We start from the raw sequence: 22825 nt of genomic DNA on the forward strand, positions 1-22825 counted from the left end.
CGGTCCGGACTTCTCTAGTGTTCTGTCGTCTCGCGTAGTTTTGGGGTAAGCAGCAAATCAGTACCGCCTGACGTGTTGGTCTGAACTTTACTGCCCGCCATGGCTTCCCCTGCATACCGATAACGGAAATACGCGGCTGCAGGAGCTGACTTTCATGAGAGCACTGACCTACCACGGAGCAAAGGACGTCAGGGTCGACAACGTTCCTGATCCTGTCATCGAGCGAGAAGACGACATCATCCTCAAGGTGACTGCCACCGCCATTTGCGGCTCCGATTTGCACCTCTATCGAGGCAAAATTCCAGAGACCGAAGCGGGCGATATCTTTGGCCATGAGTTCATGGGCATCGTCGAGGACGCCGGGAATGCAGTCACCAATCTCCAGATCGGCGACCGCGTGGTGATCCCTTTTGTGATCGCATGTGGTGGCTGCTTCTTTTGCCAGCGCGACCTGTTTGCGGCCTGCGAAACCACCAACACGGGGCGGGGCTCGATCATCAACAAGAAGGGCATTCCCCCAGGCGCCGCGCTGTTCGGGTACAGCCATCTCTATGGCGGTATTCCTGGTGGCCAGGCTGACTACGTCAGGGTTCCCAAGGGTAACGTCGGCCCGTTCAAAGTGCCCACCGAGCTGGCCGATGACAAGGTACTGTTTCTCTCGGACATCCTGCCGACAGCTTGGCAGGCAGTCATCAACGCCGAGATTGGCCCAGGTTCAACGTTGGCGGTCTACGGCGCCGGTCCAGTAGGCTTGCTGAGTGCCGCCTGTGCGCGAATGCTCGGTGCGCAGACCATTTTCATGGTCGATGACAGCGATTACCGCCTGGCGTATGCCCAGCAAGCTTACGGTGTTGTGCCCATCAACTTCGAGCAGGACGATGATCCCGCAGACAGCATCATCCGTCAGACGCCAGGCATGCGCGGGGTCGATGCGGTGATCGACGCGGTCGGTTTCGAAGCCAAGGGCAGCACTGCCGAAACGGTGATGACGGCCCTGAAGATTGAAGGCAGCAGTGGCAAAGCATTGCGTCAAAGCATTGCTGCCGTGCGTCGCGGCGGCGTCGTGAGTGTGCCAGGTGTGTACGCGGGCTTCATTCACGGGTTCATGTTCGGCGATGCGTTCGACAAGGGCCTTACCTTCAAGATGGGCCAGACCCATGTCCAGAAATACTTGCCTGAACTGCTGGAACACATCGAAGCAGGACGTCTACAACCGGAATTGATCGTCACTCACCGCCTCGCCCTCGAAGAAGCAGCCATGGGCTACGAGATGTTCGATCAGAAGCAGGACAACTGCCGCAAGGTTATCCTCGTGCCAGGCGCTGCACCCGGCACCTTGGGTCCTGACTACGTATAGAGGAGGCGAAGTCATGAACGGTCTCGCCAGCTACTTCTGGATTGCCGTGGCGGCAATCCTCTTGCTCATCGATCTGTGGGCCATCGTCAGCGTCTTCAGAAGCGACAAGTCAGATGCAGTCAAAGCGGCCTGGGCCCTGTTGATCCTCGCGTTGCCGGTGGTTGGCCTGGGAATCTGGGGCGTTGCTGGCCCGCGCGGCATCAAGCGAGGTACAGGGCCCACTTCCGACGAGCACAGCAAAGGCTGACATTTCCGAACTCCACTTACAGGGGTTTTCAACATGATCGATCAAGCGACAGGCATGAAATCAGGCGAACGCTATCGCGTGCAAAACGTGGAGCGCGCTCATCAGTTTCCTCATCGGGGAACCTCTTTGAGCCTCCGAACGGCAGGAGGGATATCGACGGTGGGTTTCACACTCACACATTCACGGCGCAGGGATAGCTAGAGGCGGTCTGCGTAACGAGGGCGGCGAGCGCGCCTGAGGGGGATGCCAGCCATCTTAAGCATTGAACCGTTTCTTTCTGCGTGTACTCAATCTCAAACAAGTGCTTGATTTAATCCGTGATGAGGTAACGCCATGAACGCTATCGACTTACTGATCCAAGACCACAAGCTCGTGAAGAAGCTGCTCGAAGAGCTGTCGACCACTACCGAGCGCGCAGTGAAGAAACGGGCCGAGTTACTCCGTAGGATCGAGCAGGAGTTGCAGATCCATACCGCGCTCGAGGAAGAAATACTCTACCCAGCCATCAAGCAAGCGGGTGGCAAGGAAGAAGCGAAGATGTACTACGAGGCCAAGGAAGAACACCGCACGGTCGACGCCCTCGTCCTGCCCGACCTCCTGCATACCGAAACTGGCACCGTCGAATTCTCCGGGCGGGTCAAGGTCATGAAAGAGTTGCTGGAGCATCACATTGAGGAAGAGGAAGGCGAACTGTTCCCCACTGCGAAGAAGCTGCTCGGCAAGGACACCCTCGAGGAGCTTGGGCAAGCCATGGAAATGCAGAAAAAGATGCTCAAGGGCGAGCAGCGAGCGGCTTAGTCAAGCGATCACCTGCCAGCGCCCAGGACGCTGGCAGGTGATCAGCTTCAGATACTCCATCATCGGTCGGAAGGTGGCATGGAATATTGGATCGGGTTACTTGAATGGCCTGCGATGTTGATGACCGTGCTGGCAGCGTGGTGCATCGGTTCGCGCCGTCCGGGGCGGAGGAAAGCAGGTTTCAGTTGTTTTATCGCAAGCAACGTGTTGTGGGCCGTCTGGGGCTGGCAAGCAGAAGCCTGGGCATTGATCATCCTGCAATTCTGCCTCTGTGCCATGAACCTGCGAGGCTGGCGAAAAAACACACAACTGGAAGCGACGGCGTGACCACACTTGTGCTATTGGCAGGGATAAGCGGAAGGTGGTGCCCCGTCTAGCATTGCTGGCGACGCCCGCTCAATTGGATCCAGACCGGCGCATGATCACTGGCCTTGGCTTCGTTTCGCACCCAGGCATCCACGCCCGCCCGCTTCAGGTAAGGGCTGAGACTGGGGTTGAGCAGCAGAAAATCAATGCGCAGCCCGGCATTGCGCGCCCAATGATTGCGAAAATAGTCCCAGAACGTGTAGATGCGCTGCTCGGGATACAGATGACGAACAGCATCCACCCAGCCCTGCGCCAGCAACTGCTGGAAACACGCCCGCGATTCAGGTTGCAGCAGCGCGTCCTTGAGCCATGAGCGCGGGTTATAGATGTCCAGATCGGTGGGCACAACATTGAAATCGCCCGCCAACACCGCAGGATGGCTACCGCCCTGCAGTGTTTGGGCATGCTTGATCAGGCACTCGAACCAGCGCAGTTTGTAATCGAACTTGGGGCCGGGCTGCGGGTTGCCATTGGGCAGGTAAAGGCAGCTCACCAATACACCGTGCACCGCAGCTTCCAGATATCGGCTCTGCTGATCGTCCTGCATGCCGGGCAGCCCGCGACGTACCTCCAGCGGCTCGCTATCGCGCGCCAGGATCGCCACGCCATTCCAGGAGGGTTGCCCTTGGTAGAGGCAACCATAACCTGCCGCTTCGATGGCCTGACGAGGAAACTGCTGATCGGCCGCCTTCAACTCCTGCAAGCAGGCAATGTCCGGTTGCTCCCGCTCCAGCCAAGCCAACAGCGCGGGCAGGCGACTGCGGATGCCATTGATATTGAAGGTGGCGATCTTCAGCGCTTTCATGCGTCTGGGTCGCTCACGTGAGCCTGTACGGCATCTTCCAGTGCCCGGATATGTGCCTCGTCGGCCAGTGCCTTCAGCGCCAACCAGTCATCCCAGTCAATCGCGCCGTCGTCTCGCAGCGCCTCGGCGGTGCGAACCAGTTCGTGGTGGTAGGCATCCGGCGATTCGCGCCGGTAGCTGATGTCGTCGTACTGCGCGTACCAGGCTTCAAGTTCAGGAATGCTGCGTTCGATGCTCATGACGGCCGCCTCGTTCTTTCCCTGCTAATGAGAGCCCAGGCCCCGCGCAATGTTCAACTGCAACGGTCAGCCGGTCAGCCTCCCTACCGCTGAAGCAGTGCATTGGAACTTCTCACCCCTTCCGAGACGTCCCACATGCACACTTGGCGAAAACGGAGATAGAACGATGAGTGCAAAACTGAGTGGCAAGCGCGTAGCCTTTTTGGTCACCGATGGCTTCGAACAAGTGGAGTTGACCGCACCCCGTGAAGCCTTGCAGAAAAACGGGGCCGTGATCGACATCCTGAGTGACAAGGAGGGCACTGTCCGCGGCTGGAACCATGACAAGCCGGCCGACGAGTTTGCGGTGGACGCGACGTTCGACAGTGCCCACCTCGACCTTTACGATGCCATCGTGCTACCGGGTGGGGTACAGAATTCCGACACCATCCGCCTGATACCTGGCGCCCAGAAACTGGTGAAAAGCCACAACTCGGCCAGCAAGCCGCTGGCGGTGATCTGCCACGGCGCCTGGCTGCTGGTGTCGAGTGGACTGGCCAAGGGCAAACGGATGACCAGTTACAAGACATTGCAGGATGATATCCTCAATGCAGGTGGTGACTGGGTCGATGAAGAGGTAGTAGTGGACGGCAACCTGATCACCAGCCGCAAGCCGGATGATATCCCCGCCTTCAGCGAGCAATTGATCAAAGCCCTTGCTGGCTAGGTGCCTGGCCCATGAACTGGCAAACAACGGGTTTGCCAGTTCAACAAGCCCACGCCGTTTGCCCCGGCATGGCAAGCATGTCGAACTGTGGAAGACGAGCCGCCGCAACAGATGGATGCAGGTGCGGCAGTCATTCGTCCACGGTAGTCAGGCTTACGCTTTCTTTTCCACGTCCCTGGGTGGTTTCGCGGGGCCCTGCGGGTCCACTTGAGGGTCATCCAGGTCCGGAGAGTCCGGATCGAACCCCAGGTCCTGATCAGTCGTTGCATGATCGGAAGAATGGGGGCCTTTCTGCCGCTGATCGTCGGGTTTGTTCATCATCTGCTCTCCCAAGTGTGAGAAGTGTGGTTTGTTCACCGTCACGGCCTTGCCCCTGTCTGAACAACGCCATGGTTTGATCTTGAACACGTCAATGAGAGTCCTCCCTGTCTGGCTCCGCTTCGTCATGCTCCCCCAGTTGCTGGTATCGCTTTCGAAGCGCATGGAGTTCAGCTGGCCCCATATCTTCAAGGTCGAGCAACGCCTTGTGCGCCCGCTGCGTAGTGCGCAACAGTTCGTCAAGTTTGATGTGCAACTCGTCGCTATCACGGTTCTGGGTATTCTGGATCAGGAAGACCATCAGGAACGTGATGATCGTGGTCGACGTATTGATGACCAACTGCCAGGTGTCGTTGAAATGAAACAAGGGCCCGCTTACGCCCCAGGCAATGATCAGCATCAAGGCAATAACGAAGGTCAACGGCCGCCCGGTATGGTTGGCTAGCCATTGTGCAAACCGATCGAACTTCATGGCTGAGCCTCCTTCATGGTGTACCTCAGTGGAACCCAGGCATCCGGTGGAGGATTGCAACACCGGTAAAGTTCCCTTTTTGCATGGCCATCCGCTCGTCAATCGCACTGAACAATCCTGTCCCGGCACCTGTCGCTACTGTTACATACGGGAGCGCAGGGACTTATGGTGAGCGAGATTCGCATCGGAATTTCCGGTTGGCGCTATGGCCCATGGCGCAAGGACTTCTACCCCGAGGGGCTGCGCCAGGACGACGAACTGGCGTTTGCCTCGCGGGCAGTCAACAGCATCGAAATCAACGGTTCGTTCTACGCACTGCAAACGCCCGAGCGCTATGGCAAGTGGCGTGACCAGACACCGGCGGGGTTCGTGTTCTCGGTCAAGGCGCCGCGCTACATCACCCACGTACGCAGGCTGCGCGAAATCGACGAGGCGCTTGCCAATTTCTTCGCATCAGGCCCCTTGCTGCTGGGTGACAAGCTGGGCCCCTTCCTGTGGCAGTTTCCCCCGAACCTGAAATTCGACGCGCAGCGCTTCAGCGACTTTCTGGCCAAGCTGCCACGCGACCGCAAAGCCGCCCGCAGCCTTGCGCGCCACGCCGCCGAACGCCTGCAAGGCAACGGCGGCACGGCCGTGCGGGGTAATGCGCGCCTGCGCCACGCCGTGGAAATCCGCCACCCCAGCTTCCTCTGCGACACCTTCATCAACCTGCTACGCAAACACAAGGTTGCCCTGGTGGTCGCCGACAGCGCCGGCAAATGGCCCTATGTCGAAGAGGTCACGGCCGATTTCGTGTACCTGCGCCTGCATGGCGATGTCGAACTGTACAGCAGCGGCTACACGGCCAGGGCGCTGCGCCGCTGGCGCCTGCGCATCCAGGCCTGGGCTGCGGGTAGCCAGCCTGAGGATGCTCAGCGTGTGGTGAGCCGCGCCCCGGCAATACGCACCTCCCGTGACGTCTACTGCTACTTCGACAACGACCAGAAAGTCCACGCCCCCTACGATGCCCGCCGCCTGCTGGACAAGCTAGGCCTTGACGGCGAGCTGGTGACCGAACCAGGCGTCGAGCCGCAGGAGCCGCTATGAACCCGACACTGCCCGGCCCCCGCTGCATCATCGACAAGGTCACCGCCGTACATCGCCTGACGGTACTGACCCTCAACGTGCATAAAGGCTTCACCCTGTTCAACCGCCGCTTCATTTTGCCGGAGCTGCGCGATGCGGTACGCTCGACCGGCGCTGACCTGGTGTTTCTTCAGGAGGTGCATGGCAGTCATCAACACCATGCCGAGCGCCATCCCAAGTGGCCACAGACACCCCAGTACGAATTCCTCGCCGACAGCATGTGGCCGCAGTTCGCCTATGGCCGCAATGCGGTGTACCCCCATGGCGACCATGGCAACGCACTGCTGTCCAAGTTCCCCATCCGTGCCCATGACAACCTGGATGTTTCGGTCCATGGCAACGAAGAACGGGGCCTGCTGCATTGCCAGCTGCAAGTGCCGGGCCATGAACAGGTGCACACCGTCTGCGTACACCTGGGCCTGCGTGAGGAGCATCGTCAGCGTCAGGTCAACCTGCTGCTGGCATTGCTGGACAGCCTGCCGCCGGATGAGCCGGTCATCGTCGCCGGCGACTTCAACGATTGGCGCCTGAAAGCAGATGCGAGGCTGTCGGGCCACTTGGTGGAGGCTTTCGGCAAGCCGGCACGCAGCTTTCCCGCGCGCTTGCCGATACTGCGGCTGGACCGCATCTACCTGCGTAACGCTCAAGCTTGCGAAGCACGGGTGTTGTCCAGATACCCCTGGTCCCACCTCTCCGACCATGCCCCGCTGGTGGCGCAGGTGACGCTATGAAGCTGTCTTGGTGCGACGGCAACCGGGTCGAGTTGCTGATAAACGGCGAGCAGTATTACCCCCGCGTATTCGAGGCCATGGCTCAGGCACGCGAGGAAATCCTCCTGGAAACCTTCATCATCTACGACGACAAAGTCGGCCAGCCACTGCGCCAGGCCCTGATCGATGCCGCGCGGCGCGGGGTGCGGGTCGAGGTGGCGGTGGACGGCTACGGCACCGCCGACCTGCCTGGCGAGTTCATCTCGTCGATGACCGAGGCCGGGGTGCGTTTCCATTCGTTCGATCCGCAACCCCGGCTGGTGGGCATGCGCACCAACCTGTTTCGCCGCTTGCACCGCAAGATCCTGGTGATCGACGGGCAACGCGCCTTCATCGGCGGCATCAATTACAGTGCCGACCACCTGGGCGACTTCGGCCCCCAGGCCAAGCAGGACTACGCCGTGGAGGTCGTCGGCCCGGTAGTGGCCCAGGTGCATGCTTCTTCCTGCCGCATGCTCGCACCGGTGCTGGATGCCGCCAGCAGGGTTCAGCCGGGCGGCATCGCTTCAGGCCCGACGAGCGCCGTGCTGGTGGAGCGCGACAACCAGCACCATCGCAACGATATCGAAGCCTGCTACCTGCAGGTTTTCCGTGAAGCAAGGCATCGTATCGTCGTGGCCAACGCCTACTTCTTCCCGGGCTACCGCTTGCTGCGCGAACTGCGCAACGCCGCCCGGCGCGGGGTCGAGGTGACGCTGATCCTCCAGGGGCAACCGGACATGCGCTGGGTACGCGCGCTCTCGCGGCTGCTCTACAACTACCTGTTGCGCGACAACGTGCGCATCCATGAGTACTGCCAGCGGCCGCTTCATGGCAAGGTTGCGTTGGTGGACAACGACTGGTCCACCGTAGGCTCAAGCAACCTCGACCCACTGAGTCTGTCGTTCAACCTTGAGGCCAACCTGCTGATTCGCGACCCCGCCTTCAATGAACAACTGTACCAGCACTTGACCGAACTGAGCCGGGAGCACTGCAAGACCGTTACGCTGGAGCGTATGATCCGCGGCTATTGGTGGCGTGCCCCGCTGATCTTTCTGGGCTTTCACATCACGCGCTATTTCCCGCGGATCGCCGGCTGGTTTCCGGCGCACCGGCAGCGCCTGCAGTCGCTGCAAGCCGGCGGCGAGGCCCCGGCCGACTACCAAGGGGGCAAGACATGATGGCCACTTCACGCTGGAAGACCTGGGGCAAACGCTTGCTGACCGTGCTGTTCCTGGTGTTGATACCGGTACTGCTGTTCACCCTGGCGCGTAACCTGGACTGGAACGAAGTCCGCCAGTCGCTGCTGGCATACCGGCCCTCGACCCTGGCCTTGGGGTTGCTGCTGGCCCTGTGCAGCTACCTGGTATTCGCCAGCTACGACCTGCTCGCCCGCGCCTACACTGGCCACCGCCTGCCGGCTCGCCAGGTATTGCCGGTAGCATTCGTCTGCTATGCGTTCAACCTCAACTTCACCACCTGGGTCGGTGGCGTGGCCCTGCGTTATCGCCTGTACAGCCGGCTGGGTCTGGATACCCCGACCATCACCCGCATCCTCACCTTGGGGCTGCTGACCAACTGGATGGGCTACCTGCTGCTGGCCGGCACGGTATTCGCCCTGGGCTTTGTGAAACTGCCGGAAAGCTGGGCGGTGGGTGCCACCGGCCTGCGCCTGATCGGCGTATTGATGGTGGCGATAGCGTTGGCTTACCTGTGCGCCTGTGCCTTCGCCACGCGGCGCACGTGGGCGCTGCGCGGGCACGAAGTCACCCTGCCGAGCCTGCGTATGGCGCTCTGCCAGGTGGCGCTGGGCGCAAGCAACTGGGCGTTGATGGCAGCGCTGATTCACCTGCTGTTGCCCCCTGAGCTGTTCTATCCCTCGGTGCTGGGTGTGTTGCTGATCAGTTGCGTTGCCGGGGTGGTCGCTCACATCCCTGCCGGGCTCGGCGTCCTGGAAGCCGTATTCCTGGCGCTGCTCCACGGCCAGCTAGGCCAAGGCCCCCTGGTGGCCGCACTGCTCGGCTATCGGACGTTGTACTACCTGATCCCGCTGCTATTGGCTGTGGTGACCTACCTGATCCTCGAAAAGCGTGCCAAGGCCCTGCGCAGACAGGCCGGGGCAGCCCTCGACAAGCGCTGACAGGGCCTGGTGCACGGGAGGTATATCATGCGATTCGCTCTGTACATGGCAATGCTGGGCACCCTGAGCAGCGGGCAGGTGTTGGCCGAAGGTTGCGACGTGGTCACCCGCTCATCCAGCGAGGCGGTCAAACCGGTGCAGCAACACACCTGTTACAGCTACGGCAACATGCCCGCTGAGGCGATTGCCTGGTCGTGCAGCAACGAAAGCAAGGAGATGTTGAACAGCCAGAAGCGTCGAGTGGAGCGTTGCCCCAACGGCAGCGTTGGCAGCTGTATCGCGCCACTGACGCAAGAGACACTGGCCAACCCCGATGCCGCTGGGCGTGATGAGCCTGCCACCCGCCCTGCACTACCCAAGGATGCGCGGATCATCACTTACTACTACGACACCCCTGGCCTGGGCCAGGCACGTAGCGATTGCGACCGCAATAACGGTGTCTGGCAGACCCATTGAGGGCGTAACTCAAACCAGATGCGTGACGGGTGAGTTTCCGCATGATCTGAACGTCGTCCTGTCGCTCTCCCGTCTCACATCTGTCAGCCACTGGGCGTTATGGCGAAATCGGATCGCTCGCCGGGAATGTTTCCTCCAGCGCATTATCGACATTGGACTCTTTCGACTCCGCCAACTCACCACACTTGCAGTCGCTCATACGACAGGGCTCGCCGTTAAGATGGCCCGTCGCGCAGGCTTCGCAGCAATAGGCTTTACCATCCTGAACCACAGCATTGGCCTCCACGGTGCAAGAACAATGGGTGCAGGAACAGCGTTGCTCGTTCATCTCGGCTCTCTCCCTTCGTCATCGGGTACCACGTCATCGGTCCACGGCTCGCCGTCCAGCGGCGCGGAGCGGGCCAGTTCGGCCTCGTCCAGGCCGAAACCACCACCGATCTCGTGGGCCTCCACCTGGCGCAAAGTCTTGTCCGCCGGGCCGCCGCTGCCAGGCTCATCCGGATCGCGGGCACCGGTCTCATCGAGCAGCGTATCGGGGCTCAGGTCATCGAGGGTGACATTGTCCTCGTGCAGGCTGTCACTCAGCGCCTCGCCGCCGGTCATCCCGCTTTCGGCGACACGCCGGGGCGGATAGTCCTCGGCGACCTCCCGCGCCGGACGCTCGTCGCCAATTCGTCCCTGGCGTTCATCGCGGCGTTCGCTGAAATCCAGCTCGTGGACGCTGCCCATGCGGTCCTCGGTGTCATCGATCTCAATGGGCGGTCTTGGTTCATCGGGTGTGGACATGAACGTTCTCCGTTAGTGGGCTTCACTCGGTCGACTCTCGCCGACGGCAAATGATTCAGAGTTTCTGTCAGCCCCGGACCCTCGCTTTTTTTGAACTCCTCGCTGCGCCGCCACCTCCCAATCCTGAGACCCGCAAACCCTTCCGGAGCCCGTCATGGCCAAGCCCCTGCAGGAGTACCAGCGCAAGCGCGACTTCAATGCCACGCCCGAGCCGGCTGGTAAACGCGCCCATCCCCGCTCGGCCCATGCGCTGCAGTACTGCATCCAGAAGCACGATGCCAGCCACCTGCATTACGATTTTCGCCTGGAGCTCGACGGCACCCTCAAGAGCTGGGCCATCCCCAAGGGCCCCTCACTGGATCCCAAGGTCCGGCGCCTGGCAGTGCACGTGGAGGATCATCCGCTGGACTACGCCAACTTCGAAGGAAGCATCCCTGAAGGCCACTACGGCGCCGGCGATGTCATTGTCTGGGACCGGGGTGTGTGGGAGCCCGAAGGCGACCCGCGCGAAGCCTACGCAAAGGGCAAGCTGCGCTTTCGCCTGCTGGGCGAGAAACTGTCAGGGGCCTGGAATCTGTTCCGCACTCACCTGGCAGGCAAGAAAGAGCAGTGGATGCTGGTCAAGTCCCATGACGGGCAGGCGCGCAGTGAAACGGACTACAGCATTGTCGAGGCCCTGCCGGACAGCGTGCTGAGCGAGCGCACCCTGCCCCCGCGCAGCCCGGCTAAGGCGACCACTGCCAGGCACAAGCGAGCCAGCCGCAAAGCCTTGCCGGATACGCTCCAGCCGCAACTGGCCACGTTGGTCGATTCCCCGCCAAGCGGCGATTGGCGCTACGAAGTCAAGTTCGACGGCTACCGCATCCTGGCGCGTATCGACGGTGACGACATACGCCTGTTTACCCGTAATGGCCACGATTGGAGTGCGAAGATGCCCCGGCAGGTCGAGGCGCTCAAGGCCCTGGGCCTCGACTCGGCATGGCTGGACGGCGAGATGGTAGTGGTCGACGACAACGGCGTGGCCGACTTCCAGGCCTTGCAGAACGCCTTCGACACCGAGCATGACGAGCGCATCACCTACTACCTGTTCGACCTGCCCTGGCTGGGTGGTGAGGACCTGCGAGCACTGGCGCTGCAACAGCGCCGTGCAACCCTCGCCCGGTTGCTGGAAGGCCATGCATCGCAGGTACTCAGGTATTCCGCCGATTTTGAGGCGCCCGTCGAGTCACTGCTCGACAGCGCCTGCCGACTGGAACTCGAAGGCTTGATCGGTAAACGTGCCGACAGTCCTTACGTTGGCCGGCGCAGTAGCGAATGGGTCAAGCTCAAGTGCAAGCAGCGCCAGGAATTCGTGATCGTCGGCTACACCGACCCCAAAGGCAGCCGCAACGGCTTCGGCGCCCTGCTGCTGGCCCTGCACGACCACGGCAGCGGCCAACTGCGTTACGCCGGCAAGGTCGGCACGGGTTTCAGCGCGGCCACCCTGGATAGCATTCACGCCCGCCTCAAGCCGTTGCAAACCGACCGATCGCCCCTGCCGAAACCACCTACCGGTGCCGAAGCGCGCGGCGTGCATTGGCTCAAGCCACAGCTGCTGGCAGAGGTCGCCTATGCCCAGATGACCCGCGAAGGCATCGTGCGTCATTCGGTGTTCCACGGCCTGCGTGACGATAAACCTGCCACCGCCATCGACCTGGAGCGAGCAATGCCCACCAAGCGCGCAGCACAGACAGAACCCGAGAACCTGGGCACTCTGCGCCTGACCCACCACGACCGCGTGGTCGACGCAACCACCGGTACCACCAAGCGTGAGGTCGCCCAGTACTACGCTCAGGTCGCCGACTGGCTGCTGCCACAGCTCAAGGACCGGCCTGTAGCCCTTGTGCGGGCACCGGACGGTCTGGACGGCGAACTGTTCTTCCAGAAAAACGCCGGCCAGCTGCATATCCCCAAGGTGCTCAGCTACAACAAGGCCCAGGCCGGCCAAGCGGCGATGGTGCTCAACCGCGCCGACAGCCTGCTGGGCGCGGTGCAGATGAACACGCTTGAACTGCACACCTGGAATGCCACTACCAAGGATTTCGATAAACCCGACCGCTTTGTCCTCGACCTAGACCCTGACCCGGCGCTGCCCTGGAAAGCCATGCTCGAGGCCACCCAGCTGACCCTTACCCTGCTCGACGAACTGGGCCTGAAGGTGTTTCTCAAGACCAGCGGCGGCAAGGGCATGCACCTCGTCGTACCCCTGACCCGACGCGCCGGCTGGGACGAGGTGAAAGACTTCAGCCGTGCGTTGGTCAACCACATGGCCGGGCTGTTCCCTGACCGTCTCAGCGCCGTGTCCGGGCCGAAGAACCGGGTCAGGCGGATCTTTATCGACTATCTGCGTAACGGCAAGGGTGCCACCACCGTCGCCGCCTACTCGCTGCGGGCCCGCGAGGGCCTGCCGGTGTCGGTGCCGATCTGGCGGGAGGAACTGAGCCAGCTCAAGGGTGCCAACCAGTGGAACATCGGCAACCTTCACACGCGGCTTGCACAGGTCGAAGACCCGTGGGCCGAAATGGGCAAGACACGCCAGTCGATCACGTTGCGTATGCGCAAGCAGTTGGGTATTGCATAATGGAACTGACCCATTTCGATTCGTTGTTACACCGTTTTGCTCACCGTTTGCAGGCCATCGAGCGCGACGCTTCGCTAATAGAACTGATGCAGGCCTTGCACGGCGAACGGCTCGACGTACTCCCGTTGCCCGGCCAGGGCTGCACGCTCGAACGCTGGCGCGTCCTGGCTCGGGTCGCCGGTTGCGATCTAAGCCTGGCCAAACTCTATGAAGGCCATACCGACGCCTTGGCGATCCTCGCCGAATGCGGTGCCGCCCAGCATGCCTGCAACGGCATTTGGGGCGTGTGGGCCGCCGAGCCGCCGGATGCCCGGGCCTACATCGTCGAGCGGAACGGTGAACGCGTACGCCTGCAAGGCCGCAAGGCTTGGTGTTCGGGCGCGTTGCAGATCGACCGTGCCCTGCTGACTGCCTGGGAGGACGACCAGCCTCAGTTGGTGGCTATCGAACTGCCTCATCCCAGCCAGCGCATCCAGGCCGAGCATTGGCAGGCCGTAGGCATGGCCGCCACCCGCAGCGTTGTGATCGAATTCGACGACTCGCCAGGGCTGGCCATCGGTTCGCCCGGCCAGTACCTGTCCCGGCCTGGCTTCTGGCAAGGCGGCGCGGGTATCGCCGCTTGCTGGTATGGCGCCGCCGAGGCCCTGGCCGGCTACCTTCACGAACAGTGCCGCAAACCCCGCCGCGACCCGCATGCCGATGCGCATCTGGGCGCAATCGATGCAGCCTTGTACGGTGCCCGTGCCGCCCTTCGCGAATGCGCCACCTGGATCGACCTCCACCCGCAGGACGACGCCAGCTTCGAGGTGCGGCGCACCCGCGCCCAGGTCGAACAGGCGGTCGAGCAGGTCACTCAGCATGCTGGCCGGGCGCTCGGTGCCACGCTGTTCTGTTGCAGCAGCCATTTCGCCCGGCTCAGTGCCGACCTGCCGGTATACATACGCCAGAGCCATGCCGAACGCGACCTGGCCGAGTTGGGCCGGCAACTGACCGGCCTGCCGGCGGGAGCATGGCAACTATGAGCCAGAACTTGATACAGGCTGCGCAAGGCACCCCCTGGAGTGCCTGGCAGCATTCTACTCAGTTGGCCCGCGCCAGCTGGACGCTGCCTGCGCAGTTATGCCCACCCGGAAGGCGCCTGGTGCTGCTGGCTCCGCACCCGGACGACGAAATCCTCATGGCCGGCGGGCTGCTGGCCAGCTTCCAGGGACGAGAACAGGACGTGCTGCTGGTTTCTGCCACCAATGGCGAGGGCAGCCACCCGCATTCCTCGCAATGGCCCGAGCGCCGCCTGCGCCATCAGCGTCCACTGGAAAGCCGCCATGCCCTGCAACTCCTTGGGCTGGACCTCAACCGCCTCGACTGGCGACGACTCAACCTCAAGGATGGCGCGCTGCCCCACGATGAAGCCTTTTTGGTCAACCACCTGAACCAGTTGCTCAAACCTCACGACCTGCTGCTGACCACGTGGCGCGGCGACGGCCATTGCGACCACGAAGCAGCAGGTCGCGCCTGTGCCCAGGCGGCACAAGCCAGGCGCGTACAACTGGCTGAGGCCCCGGTCTGGGCCTGGCACTGGGCAAGCCCCGATGACCCGCGCCTGCCCTGGCCCCGGGCTCACCGCCTGCAGCTGGGCGATGAGCACCTGGCGCTCAAGCGCCAAGCCCTTGCCGCCCATGCCAGCCAGTTGCAGCCCGATGGTGACCGCCCACCGGTTGTGCCAGAACAGCTGCAGGCTTGCCTGTTGCAACCATTCGAGCTGATCTTTCTGTCAACGGAGGCAACATGAGCCTGGACGCACAGTACTTCGCCGACTTGTATGCCGGTAGCGATGACCCCTGGGCCTTTCGGACCCGTTGGTACGAGCGGCGCAAGCGCGAGCTGACCCTGGCCAGCCTGCCGCGCCAATGCTACGAGCGCGTATTCGAGCCGGCCTGCGCCAACGGCGAGCTGAGCGTTCTGCTGGCCGAGCGCTGCGCCAGCCTGTCGTGCCAGGACATCGACGCGACCGCCGTGGCCCTGGCCCGTCAGCGGCTTGCAGGCGTGAGCCACGCCCATGTCGAACAGGGCCACCTGCCCGGCGACTGGCCGGGCGGTCAGTTTGACCTGATCGTGCTCAGTGAGATCGGCTACTACCTGGACCCCACCGACTGGTTGCAGGTGATCGAGCAGTCGGTGGCCAGCCTGGCGTATGACGGTGGTTTGCTGGCCTGCCACTGGCGCCATCCCATCGCCGGTTGCCCGCAGGATGGCCGCGAGGTCCACGCCCTGCTGGCCCGGCATCTGCCGCTGTATCCGCTGCTGCGCCACGAGGAGGCAGACTTCCTGCTCGAGTACTGGTCATGTCAGCCCAGTGTCGTCGACCTCGACGAGATCTGCCCATGATCGCCGTCATCATTCCCGCTCACAATGAAGCCCGTCGGCTTGGGTACTGCCTTACTGCCGTCAAGCAGGCGGTGGCCCAAGCCGAAACGGCGGGCATTGCAGTCGAGGTCCTGGTGGTGCTCGACCGCTGTGTCGACGCCAGCGCGCGCATCGCCCGCCGCCATGGCGTGCATACACTGGAGCTGGAGGCCGGCAACGTCGGCATCGCCCGGCGCCTGGGCGCGACGTGGATGATCGAGCGCGGAGCCCAGTGGCTGGCCTTCACCGACGCCGACAGTCGCGTGCCCAGGCATTGGCTGGTGTCACAGCTGCAATGGCACGCGGACGCGGTGTGCGGCACGGTGCACATCGAACGCTGGCAGCCCTGGCAGAACGCAGCGTTACGCCAGTTGTATCGCAGCCGTTATCAGGCCCGTGAAGGGCATCGGCATATCCATGGCGCCAACCTCGGTGTATGCGCCAAGGCCTACGAGCGCGTGGGCGGCTTCCAGCCATTGCCGGCGCATGAAGATGTGCAACTGGTGCTGGCCCTGGAAGCCAGCGGCGCACAGATCGTCTGGACCGCAGCGCACAGCGTGGCCACCAGCAGCCGGGTGGACAGCCGTGCGCGCGAGGGTTTTGGGGACTATCTCAAGAGGCTGGAGGGACCGCTTGCGTAACTCATGAAGCCTTGGGCGGTCGCTTGGCCGCCGGCTTCTTCGCTTTGGTCTTGCCGCCGAGGCTGCGTTTAAGCAGCTCGGTAAGGTCGATGATGTTGGCGCCCTTCTCAGCCGTCGCGCGCTCGCCTTTGTCCACGGTTTCGATCTTGCCTTTGCTGGCTTTCTCCTCCACCAGGTCGAGGATGGTCTGGCGAAACGCATCATGGTACTCATCGGGCGTCCATTGCCCGCTCATGTCCTCCACCAGGCGCCTGGCCATGTCCAGCTCACGCTTATCGACCTTACTCTCGGTCACGCTCTTGTCCAGTTCCAGGGTATCCAGCCCGCGCACCTCTTCCGGCCAGCGCAGGGTGATCAAGACCAGTGCATCTTCCAGCGGGCGCAGCAGGGCCAGGTGCTGGCGGGTGTGCAGCACCACGGTGGCCAAGGCCACCTTGCCGGTGCTGTGCAAGGTCTCGCGCAGCAAGGCATAGACCTTGCCCCCACGACGGTCGGGGCTCAGGTAGTAAGGGGTATCAAACTGTTGCAGCGGGATGTCGCCGGCATCGACGAACGAGAAGATGTCGATGGTCTGGGTCGCCTCGGGCCTGGCCTTGCGGATTTCTTCCTCGCTGATCACCACGTAGCGGCCCTTTTCGTACTCCACGCCTTTGACGATGTGCTCCTTGTCGATGTCCTTGCCGGTCACCTTGTTCACCCGCTTGTAGCCAACCGGCTCCATGCTGCGCTTGTCCAGCCAGTCGAAGTCCACACGCTCACTGCGCACGGCGGTATTCAGCGAGACGGGGATGTGCACCAAGCCAAAGCTGATCGCGCCTTTCCAGATTGACCGGGCCATAGTCCGCTCCTACACACTGAAAGGTTGACCGGGCTGGCTGTAGCGCAGCGCGCCACAGCGTTCGCAACACTGGCAGTGAAGCCCGGCGACTTCACACACCACCAGGCTGCGCCATTGGCAGCCTCGCAGCAAGCAGACGAGTTTCATCAGCCACCTCCCTGGCCCGAGAAATACGGGCCCTTACTGAGACTGACTACGCGGCGCCGAGAAGGTTTATACGGATTTCCCGGACAGCCATCAGGCCACCTACCGAAAGTCACTCATCACTTGCCCGTACACTGCGCGCATCGCCTGGCGGCTATCCAGGCCCTGCTCACGGGCCAGTGCGTAGGCCTGGCGCTGGCGATCGGCGCTGCTGCCCTCGCGCAGGATGTGCCGGGCCTGATTGAATGAACGCTCGGCATCGGCGGTGTCAGCCGGGCACTGCTGCTGCAACTGCATCAGCCAGCCCTCGGCGCTGACCGGCTGTTGCGCGTGGACACCGATGAAGGTGGCCAGGCGGCCCTGACGCAGGGCGCGCCAGTAGTTCTCCTGGGTGACCCAGCGCATCTCTCGGCTGGCGGGGTCATCGTGGCGGGCCAGCGCCTTCTCGACGAGGTGGCGAAATAGGCCGGCGACAGCCAGGGCATCCTCTAGCCGCGGGCAGCCATCGCAGATACGCAGCTCGACCGTCGGAAACCGCCGCGAGGGCCTGATCGCCCACCAGAAGTCGCCGTCCTCGGCCAGGCTGCCGGTACGTTGCAGCAATGCCCGGTAGCGCTGGTACGCACTCCAGTCCGGCAACGGCTCTGGCAGCCCCATGTGCGGCCATTCCCCGCACACTGCGCGGCGGTAGCTCATGTAGCCGGTATCCTCACCGCCCCAGTACGCAGACGAGGTACTCAGCGCCAATAACAAGGGCAGCCAGTAGAGCACCCGATTGATCACCCGCATACGATCGATGCCCACCGGTACGCCAACGTGCACGTGCAGGCCATTCAACAGGCTGCGCCGGGCCACCAGCTGGTAATCGTCGAACAACTGGCGATAGTGCGGGGAGCCACGTGGGCGTTGGCGCAGCCACTGGGCGCTGGGGTGGCTTGCCGCGCCGTACAGCCCGGCGCCCTCATCGGCCAGCGCCTGGGCCAGGCGCTGTCGCCGCTCGCCAAAGAACTCACGCGCCTGGTGCAACGTGTCGAAAACCGGCGAAGCGATCTCTATCTGGCTGTGGAACATTTCTTCGGCGAACCAAGGGCCGAGCGCATCCCGACAACAGCGGGCCACGGCTGCTGACGGTGCCGCCATGACCTGCCCGGTGGCCAGCTTCACCAGCAGGTATTCTTCCTCGATGCCAAACGTGCACTCCCGCGCCACGATGCTATCAGCCGCGACGGGTGACGGTCAGGGCCACGGCGGCAATGCGCTCGACCTGCTCGTAACCGGGGTCAAGCAATTGCTCACCGAATACATCCGGATCCAGCTCGCGATAGAACCAACTGAACGCAGGCCCTGCCAGGCGCAACCGCATGGCTTCGAGCAGCGCGTCGCGCCCCTCGACGATCGCGACACCGGTGTACAGCAGCAACGTGCCCCCGGGCGACAGGCGCTCCCGGGCTTGCTCGACGATGCGCAGCGACAGCTCGGCACCCAGTGCGCCGCCGCCGTGGCGGTAGGCGCGCTGTCCGGCGTCGAGCATGTACGGCGGGTTGGCGACGATCAGGTCGAACGTACCGGCGATGTCATTGAGCAGGTCACTGCGCTCGACCGAAACATTGGCCACACCGGCCAAGGCGGCATTGATGGCGGTGTAGCGCAATGCCATAGGGTTGATGTCCACGGCGCAAACCTGAGCGTGTTGGGCGGCGCGCGCGATCAGCAACGCCCCGACACCGCTGCCACAGCCGATGTCTACGGCATGCTGCACGCGCTCGGGCGTGCTGCTCAAATGATCGTGTATCAGCTGGGCGAAACGGTAGCTGTCGGGGCCAAAGAACACCGCGTCACGGCTGTCCGTTGGCCAGGCAGCATGTACCAGCAACAGGTCGTCCAGGCTGGACCAGCGCACAGTGCTGCGCCACAGCGCACCTTGGGCCTCCAGCACGCCAGCGAGGCGCAGCTGCGCCAGTTCATCGGGGCTGAGCAGTGACGCGGCGAACGGCCTACTCCAGCCGAACACATCACGCAGGGTACGCGCCTGCTGCGCATCGGCCCGTGCATTGACCCTGGTCTGGGTCGCCGGCGTCACACAGGTGAAACGATAGCCGTCGGCACGCAGGCGACGCCCCAACTGCAACAAGGCCTCATCGGCACGGATCTGGTCCTGGTCGAGCAGCATCAGTAGAGCCCTCCTTGCATCAGGCCGGTGGCCTGAATGAACGCGCGGGTGGCGTGCAGACCCTGCGGGGTAGCATGCCGATTGCCAGCCATCGCTTCGATCAACGCAGCCATGTCTGCAGCCAGCGGCGCAAGGGGTGTTTCATCTGCCAACTGCAAGGCGTGCTCCCACTGCCCTGGCGGCACCCGACGGATCTCTGCGCCTTGCCAGTCTCCGGCGATCCAGTCATGCCAAAGCTGCTTTTCATAAGCATCGAACACACCGAACATGGCCGCTACAGGGCCTTCTATCAGCGACCAGAAGCGGCTTTGGCGGGGATCGGTGTCGCGCTTGATCCAACCCTGAGCCTGTAGCGCCTCCAGAAAATCAGGCATCGCGCCGGGTTCGGCAAGCCACTGGTTGATGGTGCGTCCTTGCAGGCGACAACGGTCAGAATGCATGCACTGGCCATAGATGCGCTTACGCTCCAGCGCGCCGAGCAACTCGGCCCGCAGGTCGAACGAGGCGATCAACGACGGCGTGTCGATCCCCAGGTTATTAAGACGGTAGCCATGCCTGACACGCTCGTAAAAGGCGGGTTGCTCATCCCGCATCAGCTCGGTGAAGCTCTCTATGGCACGGCGCGCATGGCCGCTGGCGGCATTATCGATGGTCACATGCAACTGGAAGTAATGGGCGTCGATACCCAGCTCGGCCAGCTCGTGGGTGGTGATCAGCAGATGCAAGGGGGGCTGTTCGTAACCCAGGTTGTAACCGATCACTTCTGGAAGAAAACGCTCGAAGTGCTGGCCGAGCGCCAATTGCAACGAGCCCTGCAGGTAGCGAGCGGGGTCAAGCGATGGCTCCTGCAGGCAACCAAGACGACTGAGCAAGCGCTGGTAGATCAATACGTGATTGCAGCGTGGGTCACCGTCTCCGAGTTCTTCGAGGAAGGTGCGGATCAACCCATGGAAGCGCGGGTCCTGCCAATGCCATAGGGCTCCGTGTAGCCATGCGCCGTCGACCGCTTTGGTCGGCGCGACTTGCTGCAAAAACCACAAGGCATGGGCACGATTGGCAAAAAAACGACGGGGGCCGCCCTGACGCCGTTGTTCCAGGTAGGCCGCATGCTCGCTGGCGACACGTCCCGCATGGTTATCGGCCCATTGCGGGAGTAGCCCAGGATCATCTGGCAGGTCGTCGCAAAGCGCACGGGCCAGACGCAGTTGCTCCTCCAGCCAGGCCTCGGTGGTGGGCTCCGGGCCCTCAAGTAGCGCTCGATAGCGATGTTCCAGCCCTAAGTCGGCATTGTGAGGCCTTATACCTGCCTTTGTCGTCGCCACCATGCCCTGTACCTCACTCATTGATTGTGCGGTTTGGTCTCAGCTGGAGGGTTAGTTGCAGGGTCACTGGGTTGCTGCATCTGAAGTGACGGTTTGCTTGGGTCGGCATCCTTCGCTGGATGATCACTGTCGCGGTCGAAGCACCCTCCGAGCAGCGAGAAACTGGCAGTCAACAGCAACAGGGCGATCAGGTTGTTTTTCATGATGGTTACTCGTTTTTGTGAAGACCTAAACCAACGAGTCTCACCCGTCCTCCTGAATTCGTTCTGATTACGACATAGCGGATGAGCGGTGCCCGGGAACGCAGATTGCGCTGTCACGGCGGCCCTGTTTTCAAGAAAAACTAAACCTTCACCCGCACCTGCGGTTCAACCGAGTGCGACATTGAGGTCGCGCCAACAGAACGAAGGAGTGAGACATGAACACACCATTCTTGAAAATCGCCGGCGTTACCCTGTTGATGGGCCTGGCTTCGCTGCAGGTACAGGCAGCGTCTTCGGACGATTTCGTCGATGCGGCCACTGAAGCCGGTATCGCCGAAGTGGTCACCGGCAACCTGGCGCAGGAAAAGAGCCAGAGCGCAGACATCAGGCAATTCGCCCAGCAAATGGTCTCAGACCATACCAAAGCCAACCAGGAACTCGGTGATATCGCCCGCAAGCTGGACATCAGCGTGCCCGACGAAGCCGCGCTGACCGACAAGGTGAAGAAGATGATCCTCGAATGGCGCGAGGAGTCGTTCGACCGGTCATACGTCAATAACCAGGTCGACGCGCACGAAAAGGCCGTGGAACTGTTCAAGAAAGAGGCCGCCTCCTCCGACAAGCCGGAGCTGAAGGCCTTCGCCAACGACAAGCTGCCAACGCTGCAGCACCATCTGGAACAGGCCAAGGCGCTGCAAGCCACCCACGGCAAGTAACCCACACGTCACCGCGCAATCCCAGGGGCCGCCCTGCGGCCCTGCCTTGAGCCATCTGGAGGTGGGCTCCCCATGAATGATCGAATCATCGAACTGTTCACCGACACCACATTCTTCGGCATTTCCATCCTCAACCTGCTGGTAGCGCTGTGCGTTGCCGTGCTGACGTTCGTGATTGCCAGAGCTGTCATCGGCCTGTTGATGCGCCGGGTGCAGCGCTGGTCCGAACATGACGGGGCAATGAGTCAGGTGCTGGCCAAGGTACTGGCCGGCACCAGCAACAGCCTGCTGCTGCTCGCTTCGCTGCTGGTGGGTTTGAGCATGCTGGACCTGCCCGAGCGCTGGCTGGGCCGGGTCAGTAGCTTGTGGGTCGTGGTCGCTGCCCTGCAGATCGGCCTCTGGGTCAATCGCGCCATCGCGCTGGGCCTGACCCGCTACTTCAGCCGGCACAGCGCCGACGGCCTATACCAAGGCAGTGCGCTGGCCACGCTTTCGGCCTGGGGCGCGCGCGTGCTGTTGTGGTCGGTGGTGTTGCTGGCCATGCTGTCCAATCTGGGCGTCAATATCACCGCCTTCGTGGCCAGCCTGGGTGTGGGCGGCATTGCCGTCGCCCTGGCCGTGCAGAACATCCTGGGTGACCTGTTCGCCTCGTTGTCGATTGCCGTCGACAAACCGTTCGAGGTCGGTGACTTCATCGTCATCGGGCCGCTGGCCGGTACGGTGGAGCACGTGGGGCTGAAGACCACGCGGATCCGCAGCCTGGGTGGCGAGCAGATCGTCATGGCCAATGCCAGCATGATCAGCAGCACGATCCAGAACTACAAGCGCTTGCAGGAACGACGCATCGTGTTCGAGTTCGGCTTGTCCTATGACACGCCCACCGAGGCGGTGAAACAGGCGCCCGCCCTCGTCGAAGAGGCGATCACAGCCCAACAGCAGGTGCGTTTTGACCGCGCTCATTTGCGCGGCTTTGGCAAAGAGGCACTGGAGTTCGAATGCGTCTATATCGTGAGAGACCCTGGCTACAACCTCTACATGGATATTCAGCAGGCGATCAATTTCCACCTGCTCGAGCGCTTCAACAGGATCGGTGCCAAGTTTGCCGTACCGGTACGTGCCATCAAGGTGACCGCACTGCCACAATCCCTCGAGCAGCCCCAAGCCCTTTGATCGACAGCGGCACTTTGGCCAGCATGGGCAGTCC

General features: G+C 62.4%; 29 protein-coding genes. 17 read left to right on the top strand and 12 right to left on the bottom strand.

What is annotated here, in order from left to right; genetic code table 11:
* The first annotated feature begins 154 nt into the window (after nucleotides 1-154).
* The 4 genes from ACF8MI_RS15035 to ACF8MI_RS15050 all read left to right on the top strand — a co-directional run bounded on the left by ACF8MI_RS15035 (nucleotide 155) and on the right by ACF8MI_RS15050 (nucleotide 2729).
* On the top strand, nucleotides 155-1357 hold the full coding sequence (locus tag ACF8MI_RS15035; protein ID WP_060500085.1) for a zinc-dependent alcohol dehydrogenase: 1203 nt from the start codon (nucleotides 155-157) through the stop codon (nucleotides 1355-1357).
* Between the two features lie 13 nt (nucleotides 1358-1370).
* Nucleotides 1371-1604, top strand: a complete 234-nt coding sequence (locus ACF8MI_RS15040; protein WP_016486342.1) for a PLDc N-terminal domain-containing protein — start codon at nucleotides 1371-1373, stop codon at nucleotides 1602-1604.
* A gap of 333 nt (nucleotides 1605-1937) precedes the next feature.
* Nucleotides 1938-2402 carry a hemerythrin domain-containing protein gene (locus tag ACF8MI_RS15045; protein WP_060500084.1) on the top strand — a complete coding sequence of 155 codons (465 nt, stop codon included), beginning with the start codon at nucleotides 1938-1940 and terminating at the stop codon, nucleotides 2400-2402.
* 78 nt (nucleotides 2403-2480) lie between these two features.
* A complete protein-coding gene (locus ACF8MI_RS15050) occupies nucleotides 2481-2729 on the top strand; it encodes a hypothetical protein (RefSeq protein WP_060500083.1) in 249 nt (82 codons plus the stop codon).
* Between the two features lie 46 nt (nucleotides 2730-2775).
* Here the strand turns inward: ACF8MI_RS15050 and xth are convergent, their stop codons facing one another.
* Entirely contained in the window at nucleotides 2776-3573 is a 798-nt protein-coding gene (gene xth, locus ACF8MI_RS15055) for an exodeoxyribonuclease III (RefSeq protein WP_060500082.1), read from the bottom strand.
* Complete coding sequence (locus ACF8MI_RS15060; RefSeq protein WP_016486338.1) at nucleotides 3570-3812, bottom strand: hypothetical protein; 243 nt, start codon at nucleotides 3810-3812, stop codon at nucleotides 3570-3572. The genes xth and ACF8MI_RS15060 overlap by 4 nt, the downstream gene beginning before the upstream one ends.
* Nucleotides 3813-3978: 166 nt before the next feature.
* Between ACF8MI_RS15060 and ACF8MI_RS15065 the strand changes: the two genes are divergently transcribed.
* Complete coding sequence (locus tag ACF8MI_RS15065; RefSeq protein WP_060500081.1) at nucleotides 3979-4518, top strand: type 1 glutamine amidotransferase domain-containing protein; 540 nt, start codon at nucleotides 3979-3981, stop codon at nucleotides 4516-4518.
* Between the two features lie 153 nt (nucleotides 4519-4671).
* Here the strand turns inward: ACF8MI_RS15065 and ACF8MI_RS15070 are convergent, their stop codons facing one another.
* The gene (locus ACF8MI_RS15070) at nucleotides 4672-4836 is read right to left on the bottom strand and encodes a DUF6021 family protein (protein ID WP_225850712.1); all 165 of its coding nucleotides are present in this window, start codon (nucleotides 4834-4836) and stop codon (nucleotides 4672-4674) included.
* A gap of 91 nt (nucleotides 4837-4927) precedes the next feature.
* The gene (locus tag ACF8MI_RS15075; RefSeq protein WP_060500079.1) at nucleotides 4928-5308 is read right to left on the bottom strand and encodes a low affinity iron permease family protein; all 381 of its coding nucleotides are present in this window, start codon (nucleotides 5306-5308) and stop codon (nucleotides 4928-4930) included.
* A gap of 165 nt (nucleotides 5309-5473) precedes the next feature.
* On the opposite strand from ACF8MI_RS15075, the gene ACF8MI_RS15080 reads away from it, so the two are divergent.
* The 5 genes from ACF8MI_RS15080 to ACF8MI_RS15100 are packed head-to-tail and all read left to right on the top strand — an operon-like array spanning nucleotide 5474 to nucleotide 9778.
* A complete protein-coding gene (locus ACF8MI_RS15080) occupies nucleotides 5474-6394 on the top strand; it encodes a DUF72 domain-containing protein (RefSeq protein WP_104834905.1) in 921 nt (306 codons plus the stop codon).
* Complete coding sequence (locus tag ACF8MI_RS15085) at nucleotides 6391-7164, top strand: endonuclease/exonuclease/phosphatase family protein (RefSeq protein ID WP_392517591.1); 774 nt, start codon at nucleotides 6391-6393, stop codon at nucleotides 7162-7164. The genes ACF8MI_RS15080 and ACF8MI_RS15085 overlap by 4 nt, the downstream gene beginning before the upstream one ends.
* On the top strand, nucleotides 7161-8363 hold the full coding sequence (gene clsB, locus ACF8MI_RS15090; RefSeq protein ID WP_200928500.1) for a cardiolipin synthase ClsB: 1203 nt from the start codon (nucleotides 7161-7163) through the stop codon (nucleotides 8361-8363). Before ACF8MI_RS15085 ends, clsB begins: the two co-directional genes overlap by 4 nt.
* A complete protein-coding gene (locus tag ACF8MI_RS15095; RefSeq protein ID WP_060500107.1) occupies nucleotides 8363-9322 on the top strand; it encodes a lysylphosphatidylglycerol synthase domain-containing protein in 960 nt (319 codons plus the stop codon). Before clsB ends, ACF8MI_RS15095 begins: the two co-directional genes overlap by 1 nt.
* A 27-nt stretch (nucleotides 9323-9349) precedes the next feature.
* Nucleotides 9350-9778, top strand: a complete 429-nt coding sequence (locus ACF8MI_RS15100; protein ID WP_156866729.1) for a hypothetical protein — start codon at nucleotides 9350-9352, stop codon at nucleotides 9776-9778.
* 97 nt (nucleotides 9779-9875) lie between these two features.
* On the opposite strand, the gene ACF8MI_RS15105 is transcribed toward ACF8MI_RS15100, so the two are convergent.
* Together ACF8MI_RS15105 and ACF8MI_RS15110 are read right to left on the bottom strand one after the other, a co-directional pair.
* The gene (locus ACF8MI_RS15105) at nucleotides 9876-10106 is read right to left on the bottom strand and encodes a metallothionein (protein ID WP_104834909.1); all 231 of its coding nucleotides are present in this window, start codon (nucleotides 10104-10106) and stop codon (nucleotides 9876-9878) included.
* Nucleotides 10103-10564, bottom strand: coding sequence for a phosphotransferase system, HPr-related protein (locus tag ACF8MI_RS15110; RefSeq protein WP_104834911.1), 462 nt, complete (start codon nucleotides 10562-10564; stop codon nucleotides 10103-10105). Before ACF8MI_RS15110 ends, ACF8MI_RS15105 begins: the two co-directional genes overlap by 4 nt.
* Nucleotides 10565-10718: 154 nt before the next feature.
* Here ACF8MI_RS15110 and ligD point away from each other — a divergent pair, with 154 nt between their 5' ends.
* From ligD to ACF8MI_RS15135, 5 genes are read left to right on the top strand one after another with little or no spacing between them, the layout of a single operon-like run.
* Nucleotides 10719-13184, top strand: a complete 2466-nt coding sequence (gene ligD, locus ACF8MI_RS15115; RefSeq protein ID WP_200928501.1) for a DNA ligase D — start codon at nucleotides 10719-10721, stop codon at nucleotides 13182-13184.
* Nucleotides 13184-14206 (top strand): acyl-CoA dehydrogenase, encoded by a 1023-nt coding sequence (locus ACF8MI_RS15120; RefSeq protein WP_104834914.1) that lies wholly within the window; start codon nucleotides 13184-13186, stop codon nucleotides 14204-14206. Before ligD ends, ACF8MI_RS15120 begins: the two co-directional genes overlap by 1 nt.
* Nucleotides 14203-14973, top strand: a complete 771-nt coding sequence (locus tag ACF8MI_RS15125; RefSeq protein WP_392517592.1) for a PIG-L deacetylase family protein — start codon at nucleotides 14203-14205, stop codon at nucleotides 14971-14973. The genes ACF8MI_RS15120 and ACF8MI_RS15125 overlap by 4 nt, the downstream gene beginning before the upstream one ends.
* Entirely contained in the window at nucleotides 14970-15569 is a 600-nt protein-coding gene (locus tag ACF8MI_RS15130) for a bifunctional 2-polyprenyl-6-hydroxyphenol methylase/3-demethylubiquinol 3-O-methyltransferase UbiG (RefSeq protein WP_060500070.1), read from the top strand. Before ACF8MI_RS15125 ends, ACF8MI_RS15130 begins: the two co-directional genes overlap by 4 nt.
* Entirely contained in the window at nucleotides 15566-16228 is a 663-nt protein-coding gene (locus ACF8MI_RS15135) for a glycosyltransferase family 2 protein (protein ID WP_156866732.1), read from the top strand. The genes ACF8MI_RS15130 and ACF8MI_RS15135 overlap by 4 nt, the downstream gene beginning before the upstream one ends.
* Before the next feature lies 1 nt (nucleotide 16229).
* On the opposite strand, the gene ACF8MI_RS15140 is transcribed toward ACF8MI_RS15135, so the two are convergent.
* The 6 genes from ACF8MI_RS15140 to ACF8MI_RS15165 all read right to left on the bottom strand — a co-directional run bounded on the left by ACF8MI_RS15140 (nucleotide 16230) and on the right by ACF8MI_RS15165 (nucleotide 20905).
* Complete coding sequence (locus ACF8MI_RS15140; RefSeq protein ID WP_060500068.1) at nucleotides 16230-17066, bottom strand: Ku protein; 837 nt, start codon at nucleotides 17064-17066, stop codon at nucleotides 16230-16232.
* Nucleotides 17067-17075: 9 nt separating this feature from the next.
* Nucleotides 17076-17213, bottom strand: a complete 138-nt coding sequence (locus ACF8MI_RS15145) for a PSPA7_2676 family Cys-rich small protein (RefSeq protein ID WP_200928503.1) — start codon at nucleotides 17211-17213, stop codon at nucleotides 17076-17078.
* 99 nt (nucleotides 17214-17312) lie between these two features.
* Nucleotides 17313-18419 (bottom strand): carboxylate-amine ligase, encoded by a 1107-nt coding sequence (locus ACF8MI_RS15150; protein ID WP_104834919.1) that lies wholly within the window; start codon nucleotides 18417-18419, stop codon nucleotides 17313-17315.
* Nucleotides 18420-18426: 7 nt separating this feature from the next.
* Nucleotides 18427-19380: a class I SAM-dependent methyltransferase gene (locus tag ACF8MI_RS15155; RefSeq protein ID WP_200928504.1), complete on the bottom strand. Its 954-nt coding sequence runs from the start codon at nucleotides 19378-19380 to the stop codon at nucleotides 18427-18429.
* Nucleotides 19380-20705, bottom strand: coding sequence for an iron-containing redox enzyme family protein (locus ACF8MI_RS15160; protein ID WP_200929472.1), 1326 nt, complete (start codon nucleotides 20703-20705; stop codon nucleotides 19380-19382). The genes ACF8MI_RS15155 and ACF8MI_RS15160 overlap by 1 nt, the downstream gene beginning before the upstream one ends.
* A gap of 14 nt (nucleotides 20706-20719) precedes the next feature.
* A complete protein-coding gene (locus ACF8MI_RS15165) occupies nucleotides 20720-20905 on the bottom strand; it encodes a hypothetical protein (RefSeq protein ID WP_156866733.1) in 186 nt (61 codons plus the stop codon).
* 215 nt (nucleotides 20906-21120) lie between these two features.
* Between ACF8MI_RS15165 and ACF8MI_RS15170 the strand changes: the two genes are divergently transcribed.
* Both ACF8MI_RS15170 and ACF8MI_RS15175 read left to right on the top strand, forming a co-directional pair.
* Nucleotides 21121-21621: a DUF4142 domain-containing protein gene (locus tag ACF8MI_RS15170; protein WP_060500063.1), complete on the top strand. Its 501-nt coding sequence runs from the start codon at nucleotides 21121-21123 to the stop codon at nucleotides 21619-21621.
* 72 nt (nucleotides 21622-21693) lie between these two features.
* Nucleotides 21694-22791, top strand: coding sequence for a mechanosensitive ion channel family protein (locus tag ACF8MI_RS15175; RefSeq protein ID WP_200928505.1), 1098 nt, complete (start codon nucleotides 21694-21696; stop codon nucleotides 22789-22791).
* The last annotated feature ends 34 nt before the right edge of the window (nucleotides 22792-22825 follow it).

This window comes from Pseudomonas sp. yb_9 (assembly GCF_043103635.1).
In the GTDB taxonomy this organism is placed as follows: Bacteria; Pseudomonadota; Gammaproteobacteria; order Pseudomonadales; family Pseudomonadaceae; genus Aquipseudomonas; species Aquipseudomonas monteilii.